Source organism: Bacteroides galacturonicus (assembly GCF_003096855.1).
Classification (GTDB): Bacteria; Bacillota; Clostridia; order Lachnospirales; family Lachnospiraceae; genus Lachnospira; species Lachnospira rogosae.
Genome location: NZ_QEOA01000004.1, coordinates 391,167 through 407,547, shown reverse-complemented (window position 1 = coordinate 407,547; position 16,381 = coordinate 391,167). Strand labels below are relative to the sequence as shown.

The following is a 16,381-nucleotide window of genomic DNA, read 5'->3' as shown; positions in this document are numbered from 1 at the left end:
ATTGCTGTATTATTAATTATTCTTCGGTAATTCCTTCTATAAGTTCCGGATCCTTCGTCACTGTTATATATATTTCCTCGCAAGTCCCCTCTTGCTCTACAATAACAAATCCTGTCTTAATAAGCTCTAATACAACAAGAAATGTAACAATAACCGCAACCTTTGAAGCCCCCTTCATAAGAAGTTCCCTGAAACTGAATGTCCTATGTTCCATCATAAACGCCTTAATATCAACAAGCTTTTCTGACATAGTAACTTCTTCTTTCTCTATCTTACCGAACTTGCTTCTTATTGGGTCAACCTTTTCATCTTTTCTTCTCATTACGTCTGAAAATATTGCATTAAGCTTTAAAAGATCGGTATCTCCTATGACATCTTTTATATCAACCTCTGGCACATATTCACTGATCTCTTTAGGAATATCAGGCTTTCTATAATAAAGCTTTGTGGCATCCATCTGCTTATCTTTAAGCTCTTCTGCCATTGCCTTATAAAGCTTGTATTCTAACAGCTTTTCGACAAGCTCTGCTCTTGGATCCTGCTCATTACCTTCCTCATCAACTTCCTTTGGAAGAAGCATACGGCATTTTATATCAAGCAGTGTAGCCGCCATAACAAGGAATTCGCTTACTACATTTAAGTCTTCCTCCTGCATTTTATTGACATATTCCATATACTGCTCTGTTATATCAGCTATTGGAATATCATATATATTAACTTTATTCTTATCTATAAGATGCAGTAAAAGATCTAACGGACCTTCAAAAGCCTGAAGCTTTACACTAATCCCCATTATAAGCGAGCCTACCTTTCATTAACAGGTTACACTTAACCTGATTTTATTCATTAACTTATATATTGTACATAAAATATAATAGTAATGCAAGTTATTAACTTATTGATAATTGTGGGAAAATAACATATAATAATTTGAAAAAACCTTACATCTAAGTTTTTTCAAATATCAAGTTTGTGACAAGCACAAACTTGTGACTTTCAAAAGCACTGTATATACCGAAGTTTTTCAAATATCAAGTTTGTGACAAGCACAAACTTGTGACTTTCAAAAGCACTGTATATACCGAGGTTTTTTCAAATATCAAGTTTGCGGCAAGCACAAACTTGTAACTTACAAAAGCACTGTATATACCGAGGTTTTTTCAAATATTTTATTAAAATTTTTAGAGAGGAGAAACAGCATGAAAATTGCCCGTGTGATTTTCACCTGTCAGGAAGCTTACAACAAAATCACCAAAGACCGGCTTACTGAATATGCAGCACAGACCTGCTACTATCTGCTTTTAAGCTTTATGCCATTCGTACTTGCACTAATAAGCATAATACATTATTTCCCAGTAACTTCAACCGACCTTATGAATCTTTTTGAGAATATAATTCCTACAGAATTCCACGGTCTGTTACTAAACATAATAGTTGATATTGAGAATTCTTCATCAATAACAATTCTGTCGGTAACTGCTATCGGCTTAATATGGTCAGCTGGCAAAGGCTTTATGACAATAAAGACCTGCCTTAACCGTATTAACAATTACGAGCTTAAAAGAAGCTGGCTAATACAGAGATTATTTTCAAGCATATATGCTTTAATACTGCTATTATCAATTGCAACAAGCCTTGTCATAATCGTATTTGGCGAACACCTTTCAGCATTTATTGAACGACATCTTAGTGCATTTTCAATTGATATTACAATTATTAACGCAATATTCAGCAACAGGTTATTTCTTGTTCCTACTCTGCTTACAATATTCTTCACTGTAATGTATTCGTTCATACCTACAATTAAAAAACGTCCTTTAGAAGAAATTCCAGGTGCTTTTCTTGCAAGTATTGGATGGTATCTGTTCTCTGAACTTTACTCATTATACATTACATATATGACACACTACTCATATACTTATGGAAGTCTTACAACTTTTATGCTTCTTCTTATATGGATGTATATATGTATTCTTATATTATTTCTCGGTGCTGAGTTCAATTCCCTTATCGAGAAGAATATACTAAGACCTTGGCGTATTTCAAAGCATTCAAAAAAAGCTAAGAAAGTAGTCGTCAATGCTGCTAAACAATAAAGCTATATTTATTATTGAAATAAATGGATATACAGACACCAGCAATATCGACATACTTATAAGTACAAATAGTAAGCAAACGGGACTGTCACATTGAATGCCCTTCCGTTATACAACGGGAGCATCACTGCAACAGTCCTATTTTTATATCTCTATCAGATTATTTTAATCCATTTTACAAGCACTAATCATTTATATTCTTAATCTCTATATTGTTATAGAAGAATTTTAAAATATCTGTATAATCCATAGTTTCTGACATTTTCTTAACCGCATTCTGGCTCATTCCAATTCCGTGTCCGTAGCCGCCGCCTGTTATTTCGTATGATACAAGCGTGCCATTATCATATACTGGTTTGAATATACAGAAAGCACTCGGAAGAATATCATTATATATCTCCCTGCTCTGAGTTATTATTGCACATTTATTATTACCCATAAGGCTTCTTACTGCATTTTCTCCTTTGACAATACAGGTTTCCTTACTGCCTTCTACCATAAGTGCAGCTACAACTCCGCCACAGCCACGTTCTATCACTTTAATGCTTGCAATATTTCCTATATCATTAACCACTTTATCGGACGGCTCTCCATTTTCTAATATATATACCGAGCCGTTCTTTCTTAAATAACTTCCTATAAGTGAATTAAAATGTGCCGTAAGCTCACTTATACCTATGACGGTCTTCCAACGGTACATATCTGCTTCACTGTCATAATCACTGCTATCTTTGTCCGTTATAAACTGCTCAAATGTCTTTTCCGACTTAATATCAGCATTATAATCAGATGTTCCTGCCCTTACAGAAGCATATTGCGGATAATTATCCTCATCACTCCCCCACGCACACACATCAGCTGTATAACCGCAGGAAGTCGAATAATAATAAGTCTTTACAAGTTCACCATTATATACAGCGACCATTCCAGCCGTAGCAATAACCGCCTCATCAGCCTCTGCACTGTCATATGTATTATTGTATACCTGAAACGACACACTATCATCTATGTGTGCACCATACTCACTGTAATAATTATTCGTAAGCTGTGTATATGCATAGCTTCTTGCACATACAGCCTGACATTTTAAGGCATTAACGCCAAATGACACAGGCATTTCGCTAGGCACAACTTTTTTTAAATAATCTTCGATATCAATTTCATTAATCACCGCAATACCCTCATCATATAAGGCAAGCTCTATATTACCCTTATAGGACGGATTTCCCTGACTTCTCTTAATAGAATTAATCGTTATGCTTCCATCATCAGTACTAAGCACAATACGCCCCGTGGCTAATCTTTCATCATTGCTGTCTATATCAAAGCTTTCACCTGCCGCAATATCCCATTGTACATCTGCACAGGTTATATGTATTATACTATCTGATGACAGCGACACACTGTTATGAAATAAATCCTTGTAACCTGTTGTCTTTAACATAACCCTTATATTATCATGCTTTAATTCTTCGCCAATAATTGCCCCACATACCTTTCCATTAGCAACTATAAAACGCTGGAGTGAATAACCAACTATAATCTCATCATAATTATGCGTTTTTACATCTGATACATTATCATATATTATAAATTGTTCATCTAATGGAACTTTTCCATACCCATCTATCTCTACATATTCATTAGTTACAGAGAGAACTTTCCCTTTGATAATATCCTTTTTGACGGATATATTCTTCACCTTTCCCTTACTCAGATGAATATCGGCAAGCGTATTATCTATGTCATCATTAACCCTGCCTATCTTGAGCTTCTTCTCAACTCCATAGAAATTCACATATAACATTCCGTTATTGTCATATTTAAGCCACACATTACTGTAATCAACCTCGTCAGATATTTTTCTTTCAATACACAATAAACGGTTATCCCTTACTATTGCCAATACCTGCCTGTCTATATAAGGTGTTGCAATTATTCCGTCAAATATATACTTTCCCTTAGTTGTATACATTTCCCACTCACTAACATTAAGCTCCGCAGGTGTTCCAGCAATTCCAAGTTCAACTCTCTCAACCTCCTGCCCGCTACTGCAATACGGCAGAAGCAATATGTAATAATCTATAAATTCCTGCTTAGTCACAACTCTGTTATTATTGTTTAACTGGCTAAGTGATTGTATTCCAACACTCTCAAATGTTGTATCACCTGCATTAAGTTTCTTTGAAAGTATGTATACATCTTTCATCATAATATAATCGTCAGCCTCTTCACACTGCATATATCCATTAATATTGACATATTCAATATATGGCTTGTACCACACTTCTCCTGTTTCAAATGCCTGCGTATCATCTACATTGGCATAAGCAATCATCTTTGCCGCCTGTGCATAAGTTATGTATTCGTCATTATTGGATTTATTAATAAATGTTTCCAGCACAACAACACCTATTGCCAGTACCAGCACTAATAATCCATATATAAATATTGTCCGTTTTCTGATTATTACGGTCTTTACCATATCAACCTAACCTCTCAAATATATTATGCCTGTACAGCATCAATTATATATATTCTTGAAAGTCACTGATTATTACTACATAAAGAAGAATGTGCAAAGCACATTCCTGTACTGAATGCGGTCATCTGCGGCAGACTACATCTTCGTGTAAGTGTGAATCTTCGCTAAGGGCTTTTTATTTAACAGGAAATTCTGATGGAATTTCCTGTTAAATAAAAAAACTATGAAAACAAGATTGTCTTCATAGTAACTTAACACAATTATCCCAAAGCGCCGTCCCCCACGTTTTCGACTCCTAGCAATGCTAGGTGGGTTACCGCATCCATACCGCTGCCATCCACTCAGAGGAGGCCCGACATTAGAATGGAGATATAGGAATCCCGTCGATGAAATGTAGGATCAAAATAAGTGAGGTTCTCGCACGCCCCAGGAATTATTAAATTGTTCTTCTTATCAACTATAATTATTCTACTACATAAATCTCTTAGATACAATATAATATATGTAATTTTATAATAAAAATTCTAATATTTATTACCTATCTTAATTAATTACTTTTATAATATACTGCTTATCATAATTAATTATTTACCATTTTATCATATGTATAATTACATTACTTAATTACCATTTTACTTATCATTATCTTTATTAGTCTTGGCATCGCTTATGTCTTCAATTGCCTCTGCAGATAATGATACAGCTTCCCTTACAATATCCTCAGATACACCCATACGCTCTGCGACTTCCTTAACTGACGGCTTTCTTCCAAGTTCTTCTTTTAATCTTACTGCCCAGTCATTGACATAATTAACTTTATTAAGAACCTTTCCAGATATCTTATTGCTGTCCATTTGTTCATCAATCAGCATACGCATACTTTCTTCTGCCTGATACTTAACTTCATTGTCAATCTCATTAAGCACCTGAATTAAATCTTCTGTAGTTCCCTCTTTTATCTTATCTTTCCATTCGTAATTATTAAGCCACTGCCTCTGTCCTATATAAGCCATCATTGAAAGATTACTCTCCTGAACAAGGTCTGCCGCAAGCACTCCCCTGCACCTGAAAGGTTCAACCCAGCCTACAATTTTTCCAAGATATGACTCAGACAAAAGCTTTAAAGACTCTTTATCATTATCTTCAACGATATTAATTAAAAGGTAAGCTCTTGTAGTATCTGATACTGGCTGTATCTGTTCAAGCTCCTTCTGGTATCTTTCAAGATATATATCATCTTCGGAATAGTCCATATTATCTGCTATCATCTGAGCCGCCATAACAGCTTCTTTTTCTGGCAGATTATTAACCTCTTCCTCTGTAACATTTATCTTTTTAATAATTCCGTCGTCTGTTTCAGTATATGAAGTATCTTCCTGTGCTATTCCATTATCATCATTATTTACAGCATCATTTTTAGTACTTTCAAGCATATGGAGGAATTCATTGTCTGCTCCATCTACTCCATTTATTGTAATATTATTAGCCATAAGATAACCCATTATCATTGAGTATCTGTTATCATCTAATTCAAGTCCGTTAAAATAACTCTTAACATCGTCCTTGGTAACTATATTTCCATTAACCTTTGCGTATTCTTTAAGTCCGTCTAAAGCTTCCATAAATGTTGCTTTAGCATCTTTATTATTAACTGCCATAACACATTCTCCTTTTCCACTAAGGGATTTTAACATATATCTGCTATTTTATCAATTTGACAAATATTATATATTTCAGTATATTTAATATATCCGTAATAATCGGAATAATATCAGGAAAGATGAGGTTTTTAATAATGAGAATCGCTTTAATTAACGAAAACAGTCAGGCTGCAAAGAATGATTTAATTTACTCTAATCTTAAGAAAGTAGCTGAAAGCAAGGGACATACCGTAGACAACTATGGTATGTATTCTGCTGATGACAAAGCTCAGCTTACATATGTACAGAATGGTATATTAGCTGCTATCCTTCTTAACTCAGGTGCTTGTGATTTTGTAGTAACAGGCTGTGGTACTGGTGAAGGTGCTATGCTTGCACTTAACTCATTCCCTAATGTTCTTTGTGGACACGTTGTTGACCCTTCAGATGCATATATGTTTATGCAGATTAACGATGGTAATGCAATCGCTCTTCCATTCGCTAAGGGATTTGGCTGGGGTGCTGAATTAAACCTTACATACATTTTTGAAAAGTTATTTGAAGGCGAACCAGGTGGTGGTTATCCTAAGGAAAGAGTTGTTCCAGAACAGAGAAATAAGAAGATTCTTGATGAAGTAAGAAAGGTTACTCTTAATCAGGATTTAATCAGTGTTCTTAAGAACCTTGACCAGGATCTTGTTAAGGGTGCTGTAGCTGGAGAAAAGTTCCAGGAACTCTTCTTTGCTAACTGCAAGGACGAAAAGATTGCTGAATACGTTAAGACTTTACTTGCTTAATTTAATAAGCTCTACAGGATTATTATCAATCAATTTAATTTATTAATACGGATATTGATGTGTACATCAGCACATCTTTATCGCTAATAAAAAGCAGCTTTCCTATCTGTAGAAAAGCTGCTTTTTATTAGTTGTCTGTATATATAACAAATTATGCTGTTACCCCGCTTACTACCTTATCATTAGATAATAACCCTGCTTTAACAAGTGCATATCGCACCGCCTTTCCGAGAAATGTAGCCGCTACTATCTTAATAAGATCAAATACAATAAATGGATACACACATACCTTAAGTGCGTAACCCACTGTACAATGCTGTACATAGGCAAACCATGCTGTTCCTAATGCGTAATCAACCATTGTTCCAACTATCCACGCAATTATAACAAGAACCATATTACGATTAGTCTTCTCAATTACATATCCACCTATAAGTGCCATCAACACAAATCCAACAATATATCCACCTGTTGGTCCTGCAATCTTAGCTGGACCTCCTACATATCCTGAAAATACAGGAAGACCAACAACTCCTAATAACACATATAAACAATAACTGCATGTTCCTGCTTTAAGGCCAATCACATATACTGTAAAATATACCACAAGATTAGTAAGTGATATTGGAATAGGCCCTATAGGTATTGATAATGGTGCTAATATGCATGTAACTGCCGCCATAAGTGCCATAAAACATAACTGATAAACTGTAAACTTCTTCTCTTTCACTTGTCTTTACCTTCCTCATAAAAGATTTAAGGTTGATTGTTAACCTCAATTCCAGTTTAGTTTACAATTGTTTTTATGTATTGTCAAGCTTTATTGTTCTGAATATATATACTGAATCATTCCCGGTCCTAACGCCTCTGTCGGTCTTGCAATAAAATTATGCTTTTCATAGAATATCTCACGTCCCTTGGCACACATAAGACATAACATCATTCTTGAGTCCTCCATTGTTATAGACTTAACATACGCTATAATATGTTCTATAAGTTCACTTCCGATATGCTTCCCCTGATATTCCGGTATCACTATCAAATCCTGAATATAGCTTATAACTGCCTTATCTCCAACAACCCTTCCCATTCCTATAGGCTTGTCATCATCAAATACAGTAAACACTTTCACGCTGTTATTAAGTGCTTCCTGTGCCTGAGCTTTTGTAAGTTTTATCCAGCCCACTTTATCACGCAGTCCCAAATATATATTTACATCTTTTACATCTTCAACTATTCTAATCATTTTACACTTATCCTTTAATACACCTTTTTATTTTATCAATCAGTATACAATTTTTTTATATTTATGTCTATAAAAGCATTTTAACTTAAGAAAAAAATGATATAATAGCACATAGGTTTTGCATTTACTATATTTCATCAGATGTAAACCTAATAAAATTTATGGAGGCTTATATGATTACTGTTTCAAAAGATAATACAGGTGACTATGCATCTATTCAGGAAGCTGTTGATGCTATAAGCAGCTCAACAGTATCAGAGACAATTTTTATTAAAAATGGTACTTATAACGAGCGTGTTGAGATTACACACAATAATATAACTCTTATTGGTGAGTCTATGGATAACGTAATTATAACCAAAGACTATTACGCATTAATGACTATGCCTGATAACACCAAACGTGGTACCTTCAGGTCTTATACTTTCTTTGTACACGCCAATAACTTCCACGCCTATAATATTACCTTCGTGAATTCATCAGGCTTTGGTACTGAGGTTGGACAAGCTATCGCTGTATATGCGGAAGGGGATAATATTACTTTCAAAAACTGCAAACTACTTGGTCATCAGGACACTCTCTTTACCGGTCCTCTCCCTCTTAAAGAAAAACAGCCGGGCGGATTTACAGGTCCTACAGAATTCGCACCAAGAATTCTCTCAAGACAATTATATGAAGACTGCTTTATAAGCGGTGAGATTGATTTCATCTTCGGAAGTGCTACTGCATATTTTAAGAATTGTACATTATATGCCTTAAACCGCAATAAGGAAATCAACAGTTATTATACCGCACCTTCTACATATGAAGACCAGAAATATGGCTATGTATTTGAAAATTGTAATTTCACTGGCAACTGTCCAGATGGAACTTGTTATTTAAGCAGGCCTTGGAGAATACACGCAAAGACCGTATTAATAAACTGTGAATATTCCTCTCAGATTGCTGGCTCAGGTTTTCATGACTGGAATAAGCCTGAATCACACGAAACAGCATTTTACGCTGAATACAACGGATATGGTGAGGGCTACAAGCCTAATGAAAGAGCTTCATTTGCACATATCCTGACAGCAGATGAAGCTGCTATGTATACTAAAGAAAATGTATTAGGAAAAGATTTCAGATAAAATGAAAAAAGTATCGGACAGGATCTGACCTCTCCGATACTTTTTATATTACTGTAAATTAATTGTTTCTACCTGCTGTGTTCCAGATAACACTTCAAGCTTCATACCAGAAGCTCCGGCATCTGTTGTTGAAACCTGAAATACTGCTGCCGCTGTATATTCCTCTCCTGCATTGATTGTAACCTTATCAAGATTACATATATCATTCTTTAACATTGACTTATACTGTGTGTAAGTGCCACTTCCTGCACTAAGCTTCATTGTGACATTAGCTGACTTAGTTGTTGCATTATATACCGCTGAACCTGTATTCTTAATTGTAAACTCAACTGCTACTACCTTACAGCCGCTATCTGCCGGAACACATACAGCATATGCATCTGTTGGATATCTGTTACCTACCGATACCTTCTTATAGCTAACAGTAACACCACTAAGACCTAAGGCTTCAGTAATGCTTGCCGCCTTAATACCTGCCTGAGTTGTTCCTGTTGTACTTGTCGTACCTGTCTGTCCCACGGCTGTTGTTGTCTGCTTGTTAGCTGCTGTTGTACCAGTAGTATTATTCTTTCCAGTAGTTGTTGTACTCTGTCCTGACTTATTAAATGTTGGATTACTAAGCTTAGAATACTTCCATTCATTAGCATAGGAATGTCTAAGCAGAGTACCTGCTATGTATTCAGCTACAATATCATTCTGTTCATTGTCCATTGTTACATCATCAGCACAACCTGCCAGCGCAAATACACATACTGCTGACAAGACAGCTATAGCTATCTTCTTCATATAATCTCCATTCCTGCGTTCCTCTAATACGCACCACAATTCAATTCAACTATATGAATTCTATCATAATTTGCAATCAAGGTCAAACCAGAACTCAACTCCATCAGAAACATTTCTCACACCGCATTGCTTGCCCATAGATTCAACAATCGCCTTAACAATTGAAAGCCCTATTCCGTTACCGCCATACTCTCTTGTTCTGGCTTTATCTACCTTATAGAACTTCTCCCATATATGTTCAATATCCTCCTCGGGTATATTCTTTCCAGAATTGTATACAGTAACCCTTACATTATCTTTATCAATCTGTTCAACATTCACTTTAATGATGTTCTCATTACAGCAGTGATTAATTGCATTAGAGATATAATTAGTTATCACCTCTTCAACCTTATATTCATCTGCCCATACATAAAGAGGTTCTTCACTCATAAATGTCTGTATTGTTAGTTCCTTCTGTGAAGCCCTTAATTCATTAGCGGCGGCTACTGACTTTACAAGCTCATTAATATCGAATCTTTCCATAACAAGCTCATCTTCACCAAATTCAATCTGGTTAAGCGTAAGAAGTCTCTTCACCATATTATTCATCTTGTTGGCTTCATCTATAATAACATCGCAGTAGAAATCCATACTCTCCGGATCATCTGTAATGCCTTCCTTAAGCCCCTCTGCATAGCCCTGAATAAGTGCTATAGGTGTTTTTAATTCGTGTGATACATTTGATAAGAAATCTGTTCTCATCTGCTCAAGCTTTTCCTTCTTATCAATATCTCTTTGGAGTTCAAGGTTGGCAGCCTTAAGCTGTGAAATATTCTCCTCAAGCTTATGGGACATATTATTCATACTATCTCCCAAAAGTCCTATCTCACCTTTATCATCGCCCTCATAATGTGCCTCAAAATCAAGGTTAGACATTCTCTCTGCTATATCAGAAAGCTGCTTTATAGGACGTGAGATATATGAGGATAACACAAATGCCGCAACAACACCTATAAGAAGTGTTCCTATACCAACATAAGTTATAAGCGTATTAGAAATGTGCACGTTATCTTTGACACTCTGTATAGGAGTCCTTATAAGAATAAAATCACCATTATCCAATGTTCCCCATAATTCGATATAGTCATCTAACAGACGACTGTCATATACTTCCTGAACTGTATATTTATCATTCTCAAGTATAATCTCCCTGACCTCGTTAGCTCCGTTGCCTGACATATCGATAATCTTTTCCGGAGGTGTCTTCTTATCACCATTGTTATCAGAATTACCACCAAATAATGCTGACTTATCACTATCTGACAAATCACCAAAATCATTTTTCATATTATTATCATCTGTGACACTTCCGCTGTTCTGGCCATTCCTGCTATCAGAAGAAGTACCATTATTATCAGTGCTTCCGTCTGTGTTAGATGAATCACTATTACTCTTAGATGGTATATTCTGGAAAATATCATTATTAAATATACTCTTTTTCAATCTTTCCAGAAGCATCTCATCTCCGTGAGTGCTTACATAAAAAGTCGTCCAGTCACTATTTACTATAATCATAGATATGCCCTTAGAGGTCGATATCTGTTCAAGATTATTCCGTAAATCTGTTTCTGAAATACTATCATCTGAATATTGTATACACGCATCATTTACTGAACTATATGCGTTCAACATCTCCTGCTGTTTATCTTCCATATAGAACTTTTCTGAAAATATTATATTAAATACAAGAAGAAGAACTATAAGAACACATATCATTCCACCAATCAGCAGCGTTATTTTAAATTTAATCGAATGTTTATTCATCTTGGTATTCCTCAACTAATACTAAGTTAAATTTCAAACTTGTATCCCATTCCCCATATAGTCTTAATATAATCACCCTTATCTCCCAGCTTCTTTCTAAGCTTCTTAACGTGGGTATCTATTGTTCTAGCATCTCCAAAATAGTCATAATTCCATACGTTATTTAGTATCTTCTCCCTTGATAATGCAAGACCTTTATTATCAACAAAATATGTAAGCAGTTCAAATTCCTTAAAGCTTAAATCAATCTCCTGTCCGTCGATCTTAACAATATGTGCGGCTTTATCAATAATAATTCCACCTACATCTGTCACCTCACTGCTATCAATGCTGTAACTTCTTCTAATAAGCGCATCAACTCTTGCTGTAAGAATCTTAGGACTGAAAGGCTTTGCTATATATTCATCTGCACCACATTCAAATCCATTTAATTCGCTTGATTCATCGCTCTTAGCTGTAAGCATAATAATAGGCACTTTAGAATTCTTTCTAATCTCCCTGCATACATCCCAGCCATTCATCTTAGGCATCATAACATCAAGAATAACAAGTGATATATCCTTATCCGCATAAAATCTGTCAAGTGCTTCCTCTCCGTCACCAGCTTCAATAACTATATATCCTTTTCTTGTAAGGAAATCACTTACAAGCTTACGCATTCTGCTTTCATCATCAACCATTAATACTTTAATATTATCCATTGTATACTCCAATCCGTGTTAATAATTACTTTAAATATGTCTATATAACTTCTATAATATTATATAAGGCAAAAGCTAAAGCACATTTTGCCACTCTTTATTGTATATTAAATAATAATTATGTTAAAAATGTGTCCTTAATGTTAAGAAAATGTGTTTACTGCTTTTTAATTACCTCTTTTTATTGTTAAGTTCCTGCTCCCTTGCCTTTAAAGACTCCTCTTCCGACTGCAATTCCTGCTGCCACTGGGCATACCTGTTCTGGATAGTGACCTCATAATTTAATATATTAGGGTTAGAACTTGTCTTTAATATTACAAACATCGCAATAATTACTATAACAAGAATAATATTTAATACCATAGCCCTTATGAAATTATTCCTGTATTTTGCTACCTGAATAGACAGATTTCTTAGTTCACTCTTAAATTCTATCTGTTCCTTTCGTTTGTCGAGTGCTTCCTGTGTATCCGCATTTATCGGGATAGGCTGGATTTTGTCATTAGGTATCTCACTGCTCTTATATAAAAATGTCTGTAACTGCTTAAGGTAATTCATTCCTATCTGTGTCGAGAATAATTTACGTTCTATTATTTTATTATAAAGATTATATACCTGCTTAGGATCTTTCGTATTAGTCTTTGCCGACACATATTTAATAGCATTAAGTTCATCTTTGGCCAACTGGGCATCTTCTTTAGTATTAAACTCATACCCGCCAACCATATGCTTCTTGACTTCCTTGTCCATATGCAGACCTCCTATTCAACAGTAATATCATCTTCTTCTATCTTTATCACTTTCTTTAATTCGCTGTAATCGGTTTCTATCTGAAATCCTATCTTTCCAGCACTGAAAAATATTGTATCTTCAATATCAAGCACACTCTTATCTATAACTGTCCTGAAGAACTTCTTCATACCAACCGGTGAACAGCCACCGTGAATATAACCTGTAAGCGGAAGCAGTTCCTTTGACTTTATCATCTCAATATTCTTCTCACCTACACATTTGGCAGCTTTCTTAAGGTCGAGTTCTTCTGCTACAGGAACCATAAACACGTAATGATTGCCGCTCTTGCCTATTGTAACAAGTGTCTTAAATGCTCTCTTAGGGTCTTGTCCAAGTGCCGCCGCAACTTCCACACCGCTTACTGCACCTGACTCCTTATATTCGTGTACTTTATATTTAATCTTCTTCTGGTCAAGACTTCTCATAACATTAGTCTTATCTGCGGACATAATATATTCCTCCAATTCTATAATAATTGCCTTTAGTCAAAGTATTTAAACTCCTCGCAGGAATTGTAAATTGCTTTGCATTAATAATAAAATAATCAGCACACAAATGCAATCAATTCAACTATTAAATCTTATCACTACATATAAAAATCTACTGCTGTGCACATTCCATTATAATCTTCTCACACATATCATACCCTAGCTGTGAACTATTTAATGTCAATGTGTAATTTCGTGCCATTCCCCACTTCTGGTCTGTATAATAACGATAGTTAGTCATACGTCTTTTATCAATATCTGCTGTCATCGCTACAGCCTCAGTTTCTGTGACATTATATAATCTGCATATTCTCTTTACTTTTTCAGGCATATCTGCGTGTATAAAAATATTAATAACATCCGTCCTGTCTTTTAATATATAATCAGCATTTCTTCCTATAATTACACAGCTATCATTTTCTGCTATTTCAAGAATTACTTTTCTCTGAGCCTCATACACCATATCTTCTACTGATTTTCCTGTTGTATCACGTCCTGTAAGTGCATATGCAAACAACCCTTTTTTAGGTGATAGTTCTGCATTCTGACTGATATACTCTTTTGAAAATCCCAACTTTTCTGCTATCTGGCTGATTATATCTTTATCATAATATTTCATTCCCAGCTTCTTAGCGACTTCTTCTCCGATAAATCGTCCACCGCTTCCAAACTCCCTGCTGATTGTAATAATTTTATTTGCCATATGTAAGCCTCCTCATTCAATTAAAATTTTTCTTATTTCAGATTTGTCACAGACTAATCCATTTTATGAATTTATTCACTTAACTTCTCTACTTTATTTTTTCTGATTTTCTTTAAAAATACATATCCAGCCAGACAAGCGATAATCTCTGTTATTGGAAATGCCCACCAGATAAGCGATACACCAGCCTGTCCATTTCTTACAAAAGCAGAAAATATTCCCGCCAATGGCAATATTATAATAAGCTGTCTAAGAAGCGATATAACCAGTGACTCTATTCCACCATTTAATGCCTGATAAATTCCCTGATACGCAACATTTATTCCTGCAAATATAAAACTTATTGAAATAATTCTCATTGCTCCTATGAAATATTCTCTTGACTGCCCTGCATTAAATAAAGCTGCAAATGCACCTGGAAAAATCTCTGTAATTGCTGCCCCTGCAATCATAAGTACAATTGTATATATAAGACCATATTTTATTCCGTCTTCTATTCTCTTTCTACTTCCCATTCCATAAGCAAATGCTATTATTGGTGTAATTGCATCTCTTAAACCAAAAGCTAAGAACAATACAAACTGCTGAACTTTATAAAATAGTCCATATGCCGTCTGTGCAGAAGGATTGAACTTCAAATTCAAATTCATAACATAAACCATAATAGACATAAGTGCCTGTGCTATAATCGCTGGAAGTCCGATTGCATAAATTTCTTTTATAATTCCGGCATCTGGTTTCATATATTTAACACTATGCTCAAATTCCTTATTTAATTTCATATGGAAAATAAATAATAATCCTGCCGATACAACCTGGCCAATAACTGTTGCATATGCAGCACCTTTTACTCCCATCTGCGGAACAGGTCCTATACCATATATCATAATTGGGTCCAGAACAATATTTACAACTGCCCCAACTACCTGTCCTATTGTGGAATAAAGTGAACGTCCTGTTGCCTGCAATAATTTCTCAAACAACGAAAAGAATATAATTCCAAAGGAAATAACACAACATATTCTAAGATAGCTTACTCCCATCAAAATAACTTCTGTATCAACAGTCTGTGAAGAAATATATGCTTTCACCCCAAAAACACCAAATAATAAACATACCGCATAAATAATTACTCCAAGAAACAGACTGTTTCCTGCAATCTTGGCAGCTTTCTTGTTATTACCTTGTCCAAGCGTTCTTGCAAGAAGTGCATTTGTTCCTACACCTGTTCCAATTCCTATTGCCACCATAAGCATTTGAACAGGAAATACCAATGTCAGTGCATTAAGTGCCGCTTCACTTCCAACTTTCATATTTCCAACGAATGCACTGTCTACAATATTGTAAACCGCCTGTAATGCCATTGATAAAATCATTGGTATACCCATCTGTACCATAAGCCTATTTACTGGCATTTCTCTCATTCTGTTACTTTCTGCCATCAAAATCCTCCTTTTTCTGCATAAAAAAAGTGTGTATTTATCCCGTAAGCTGGACTTACGCTGATAAGCTACACACTTTTTAATGACAATTATATAATTATTAAAATGCGTATAATTACGCACAAAAAAAGAGCAGCAAAACTGGATTTACGCTAGTCTGCTACTCGTTTGTTAGATATTATATTTCTTATTTTTTAAAAAGTCAAATAAAAATTGCTCTGGTTTTTATAAGAAATTTTTATAATGACATATTCTTTTGTTAATATAAAAAT

At 35.0% G+C, this 16,381-nt stretch carries 15 protein-coding genes and 1 other RNA gene; 3 read left to right on the top strand and 13 right to left on the bottom strand.

The window, feature by feature from the left end:
• Positions 1-16: 16 nt before the first annotated feature.
• Positions 17-793, bottom strand: coding sequence for a segregation and condensation protein A (locus C7390_RS06815; protein WP_055174287.1), 777 nt, complete (start codon positions 791-793; stop codon positions 17-19).
• A 406-nt stretch (positions 794-1,199) separates the two neighbouring features.
• Between C7390_RS06815 and C7390_RS06810 the strand changes: the two genes are divergently transcribed.
• Positions 1,200-2,096 carry a YihY/virulence factor BrkB family protein gene (locus C7390_RS06810; RefSeq protein ID WP_022502193.1) on the top strand — a complete coding sequence of 299 codons (897 nt, stop codon included), beginning with the start codon at positions 1,200-1,202 and terminating at the stop codon, positions 2,094-2,096.
• 184 nt (positions 2,097-2,280) lie between these two features.
• Here C7390_RS06810 and C7390_RS06805 read toward each other — a convergent pair whose 3' ends face one another.
• The 3 genes from C7390_RS06805 to C7390_RS06795 form a co-directional block, all read right to left on the bottom strand.
• Complete coding sequence (locus C7390_RS06805) at positions 2,281-4,581, bottom strand: SpoIID/LytB domain-containing protein (protein ID WP_116443837.1); 2,301 nt, start codon at positions 4,579-4,581, stop codon at positions 2,281-2,283.
• A 258-nt stretch (positions 4,582-4,839) separates the two neighbouring features.
• A non-coding RNA gene (gene ssrS, locus C7390_RS06800) (6S RNA) lies at positions 4,840-5,017 on the bottom strand.
• A gap of 196 nt (positions 5,018-5,213) precedes the next feature.
• Positions 5,214-6,239: a sigma-70 domain-containing protein gene (locus tag C7390_RS06795; protein ID WP_318255739.1), complete on the bottom strand. Its 1,026-nt coding sequence runs from the start codon at positions 6,237-6,239 to the stop codon at positions 5,214-5,216.
• A gap of 137 nt (positions 6,240-6,376) precedes the next feature.
• Between C7390_RS06795 and C7390_RS06790 the strand changes: the two genes are divergently transcribed.
• A complete protein-coding gene (locus C7390_RS06790) occupies positions 6,377-7,018 on the top strand; it encodes an RpiB/LacA/LacB family sugar-phosphate isomerase (protein ID WP_022502196.1) in 642 nt (213 codons plus the stop codon).
• Between the two features lie 151 nt (positions 7,019-7,169).
• On the opposite strand, the gene C7390_RS06785 is transcribed toward C7390_RS06790, so the two are convergent.
• Positions 7,170-7,748 (bottom strand): biotin transporter BioY, encoded by a 579-nt coding sequence (locus C7390_RS06785; protein WP_022502197.1) that lies wholly within the window; start codon positions 7,746-7,748, stop codon positions 7,170-7,172.
• A 90-nt stretch (positions 7,749-7,838) separates the two neighbouring features.
• On the bottom strand, positions 7,839-8,264 hold the full coding sequence (locus C7390_RS06780) for a GNAT family N-acetyltransferase (RefSeq protein ID WP_022502198.1): 426 nt from the start codon (positions 8,262-8,264) through the stop codon (positions 7,839-7,841).
• Positions 8,265-8,437: 173 nt separating this feature from the next.
• Here C7390_RS06780 and C7390_RS06775 point away from each other — a divergent pair, with 173 nt between their 5' ends.
• On the top strand, positions 8,438-9,391 hold the full coding sequence (locus tag C7390_RS06775) for a pectinesterase family protein (protein WP_116443836.1): 954 nt from the start codon (positions 8,438-8,440) through the stop codon (positions 9,389-9,391).
• A 48-nt stretch (positions 9,392-9,439) separates the two neighbouring features.
• Here C7390_RS06775 and C7390_RS06770 read toward each other — a convergent pair whose 3' ends face one another.
• From C7390_RS06770 to C7390_RS06740, 7 genes are all read right to left on the bottom strand, one after another.
• Positions 9,440-10,177: a DUF4352 domain-containing protein gene (locus C7390_RS06770; RefSeq protein ID WP_022502200.1), complete on the bottom strand. Its 738-nt coding sequence runs from the start codon at positions 10,175-10,177 to the stop codon at positions 9,440-9,442.
• 63 nt (positions 10,178-10,240) lie between these two features.
• Positions 10,241-11,983 (bottom strand): ATP-binding protein, encoded by a 1,743-nt coding sequence (locus tag C7390_RS06765; RefSeq protein ID WP_055307139.1) that lies wholly within the window; start codon positions 11,981-11,983, stop codon positions 10,241-10,243.
• Positions 11,984-12,009: 26 nt separating this feature from the next.
• The gene (locus tag C7390_RS06760) at positions 12,010-12,684 is read right to left on the bottom strand and encodes a response regulator transcription factor (protein WP_022502202.1); all 675 of its coding nucleotides are present in this window, start codon (positions 12,682-12,684) and stop codon (positions 12,010-12,012) included.
• Between the two features lie 171 nt (positions 12,685-12,855).
• Positions 12,856-13,434, bottom strand: coding sequence for a hypothetical protein (locus C7390_RS06755; protein WP_022502203.1), 579 nt, complete (start codon positions 13,432-13,434; stop codon positions 12,856-12,858).
• An 11-nt stretch (positions 13,435-13,445) separates the two neighbouring features.
• The gene (ybaK, locus tag C7390_RS06750) at positions 13,446-13,925 is read right to left on the bottom strand and encodes a Cys-tRNA(Pro) deacylase (RefSeq protein ID WP_022502204.1); all 480 of its coding nucleotides are present in this window, start codon (positions 13,923-13,925) and stop codon (positions 13,446-13,448) included.
• Positions 13,926-14,076: 151 nt separating this feature from the next.
• Positions 14,077-14,667, bottom strand: coding sequence for a cytidylate kinase-like family protein (locus C7390_RS06745; RefSeq protein WP_022502205.1), 591 nt, complete (start codon positions 14,665-14,667; stop codon positions 14,077-14,079).
• 71 nt (positions 14,668-14,738) lie between these two features.
• A complete protein-coding gene (locus tag C7390_RS06740; protein WP_116443835.1) occupies positions 14,739-16,109 on the bottom strand; it encodes an MATE family efflux transporter in 1,371 nt (456 codons plus the stop codon).
• Positions 16,110-16,381 lie beyond the last annotated feature (272 nt).

Coding starts and splice junctions, on each gene's coding strand:
- C7390_RS06815 (WP_055174287.1), bottom strand. CDS start 793: ATGGGGATTAGTGTAAAGCTTCAGGCTTTTGAAGGTCCGTTAGATCTT.
- C7390_RS06810 (WP_022502193.1), top strand. CDS start 1,200: ATGAAAATTGCCCGTGTGATTTTCACCTGTCAGGAAGCTTACAACAAA.
- C7390_RS06805 (WP_116443837.1), bottom strand. CDS start 4,581: ATGGTAAAGACCGTAATAATCAGAAAACGGACAATATTTATATATGGA.
- C7390_RS06795 (WP_318255739.1), bottom strand. CDS start 6,239: ATGGCAGTTAATAATAAAGATGCTAAAGCAACATTTATGGAAGCTTTA.
- C7390_RS06790 (WP_022502196.1), top strand. CDS start 6,377: ATGAGAATCGCTTTAATTAACGAAAACAGTCAGGCTGCAAAGAATGAT.
- C7390_RS06780 (WP_022502198.1), bottom strand. CDS start 8,264: ATGATTAGAATAGTTGAAGATGTAAAAGATGTAAATATATATTTGGGA.
- C7390_RS06775 (WP_116443836.1), top strand. CDS start 8,438: ATGATTACTGTTTCAAAAGATAATACAGGTGACTATGCATCTATTCAG.
- C7390_RS06770 (WP_022502200.1), bottom strand. CDS start 10,177: ATGAAGAAGATAGCTATAGCTGTCTTGTCAGCAGTATGTGTATTTGCG.
- C7390_RS06765 (WP_055307139.1), bottom strand. CDS start 11,983: ATGAATAAACATTCGATTAAATTTAAAATAACGCTGCTGATTGGTGGA.
- C7390_RS06760 (WP_022502202.1), bottom strand. CDS start 12,684: ATGGATAATATTAAAGTATTAATGGTTGATGATGAAAGCAGAATGCGT.
- C7390_RS06755 (WP_022502203.1), bottom strand. CDS start 13,434: ATGGACAAGGAAGTCAAGAAGCATATGGTTGGCGGGTATGAGTTTAAT.
- ybaK (WP_022502204.1), bottom strand. CDS start 13,925: ATGTCCGCAGATAAGACTAATGTTATGAGAAGTCTTGACCAGAAGAAG.
- C7390_RS06745 (WP_022502205.1), bottom strand. CDS start 14,667: ATGGCAAATAAAATTATTACAATCAGCAGGGAGTTTGGAAGCGGTGGA.
- C7390_RS06740 (WP_116443835.1), bottom strand. CDS start 16,109: ATGGCAGAAAGTAACAGAATGAGAGAAATGCCAGTAAATAGGCTTATG.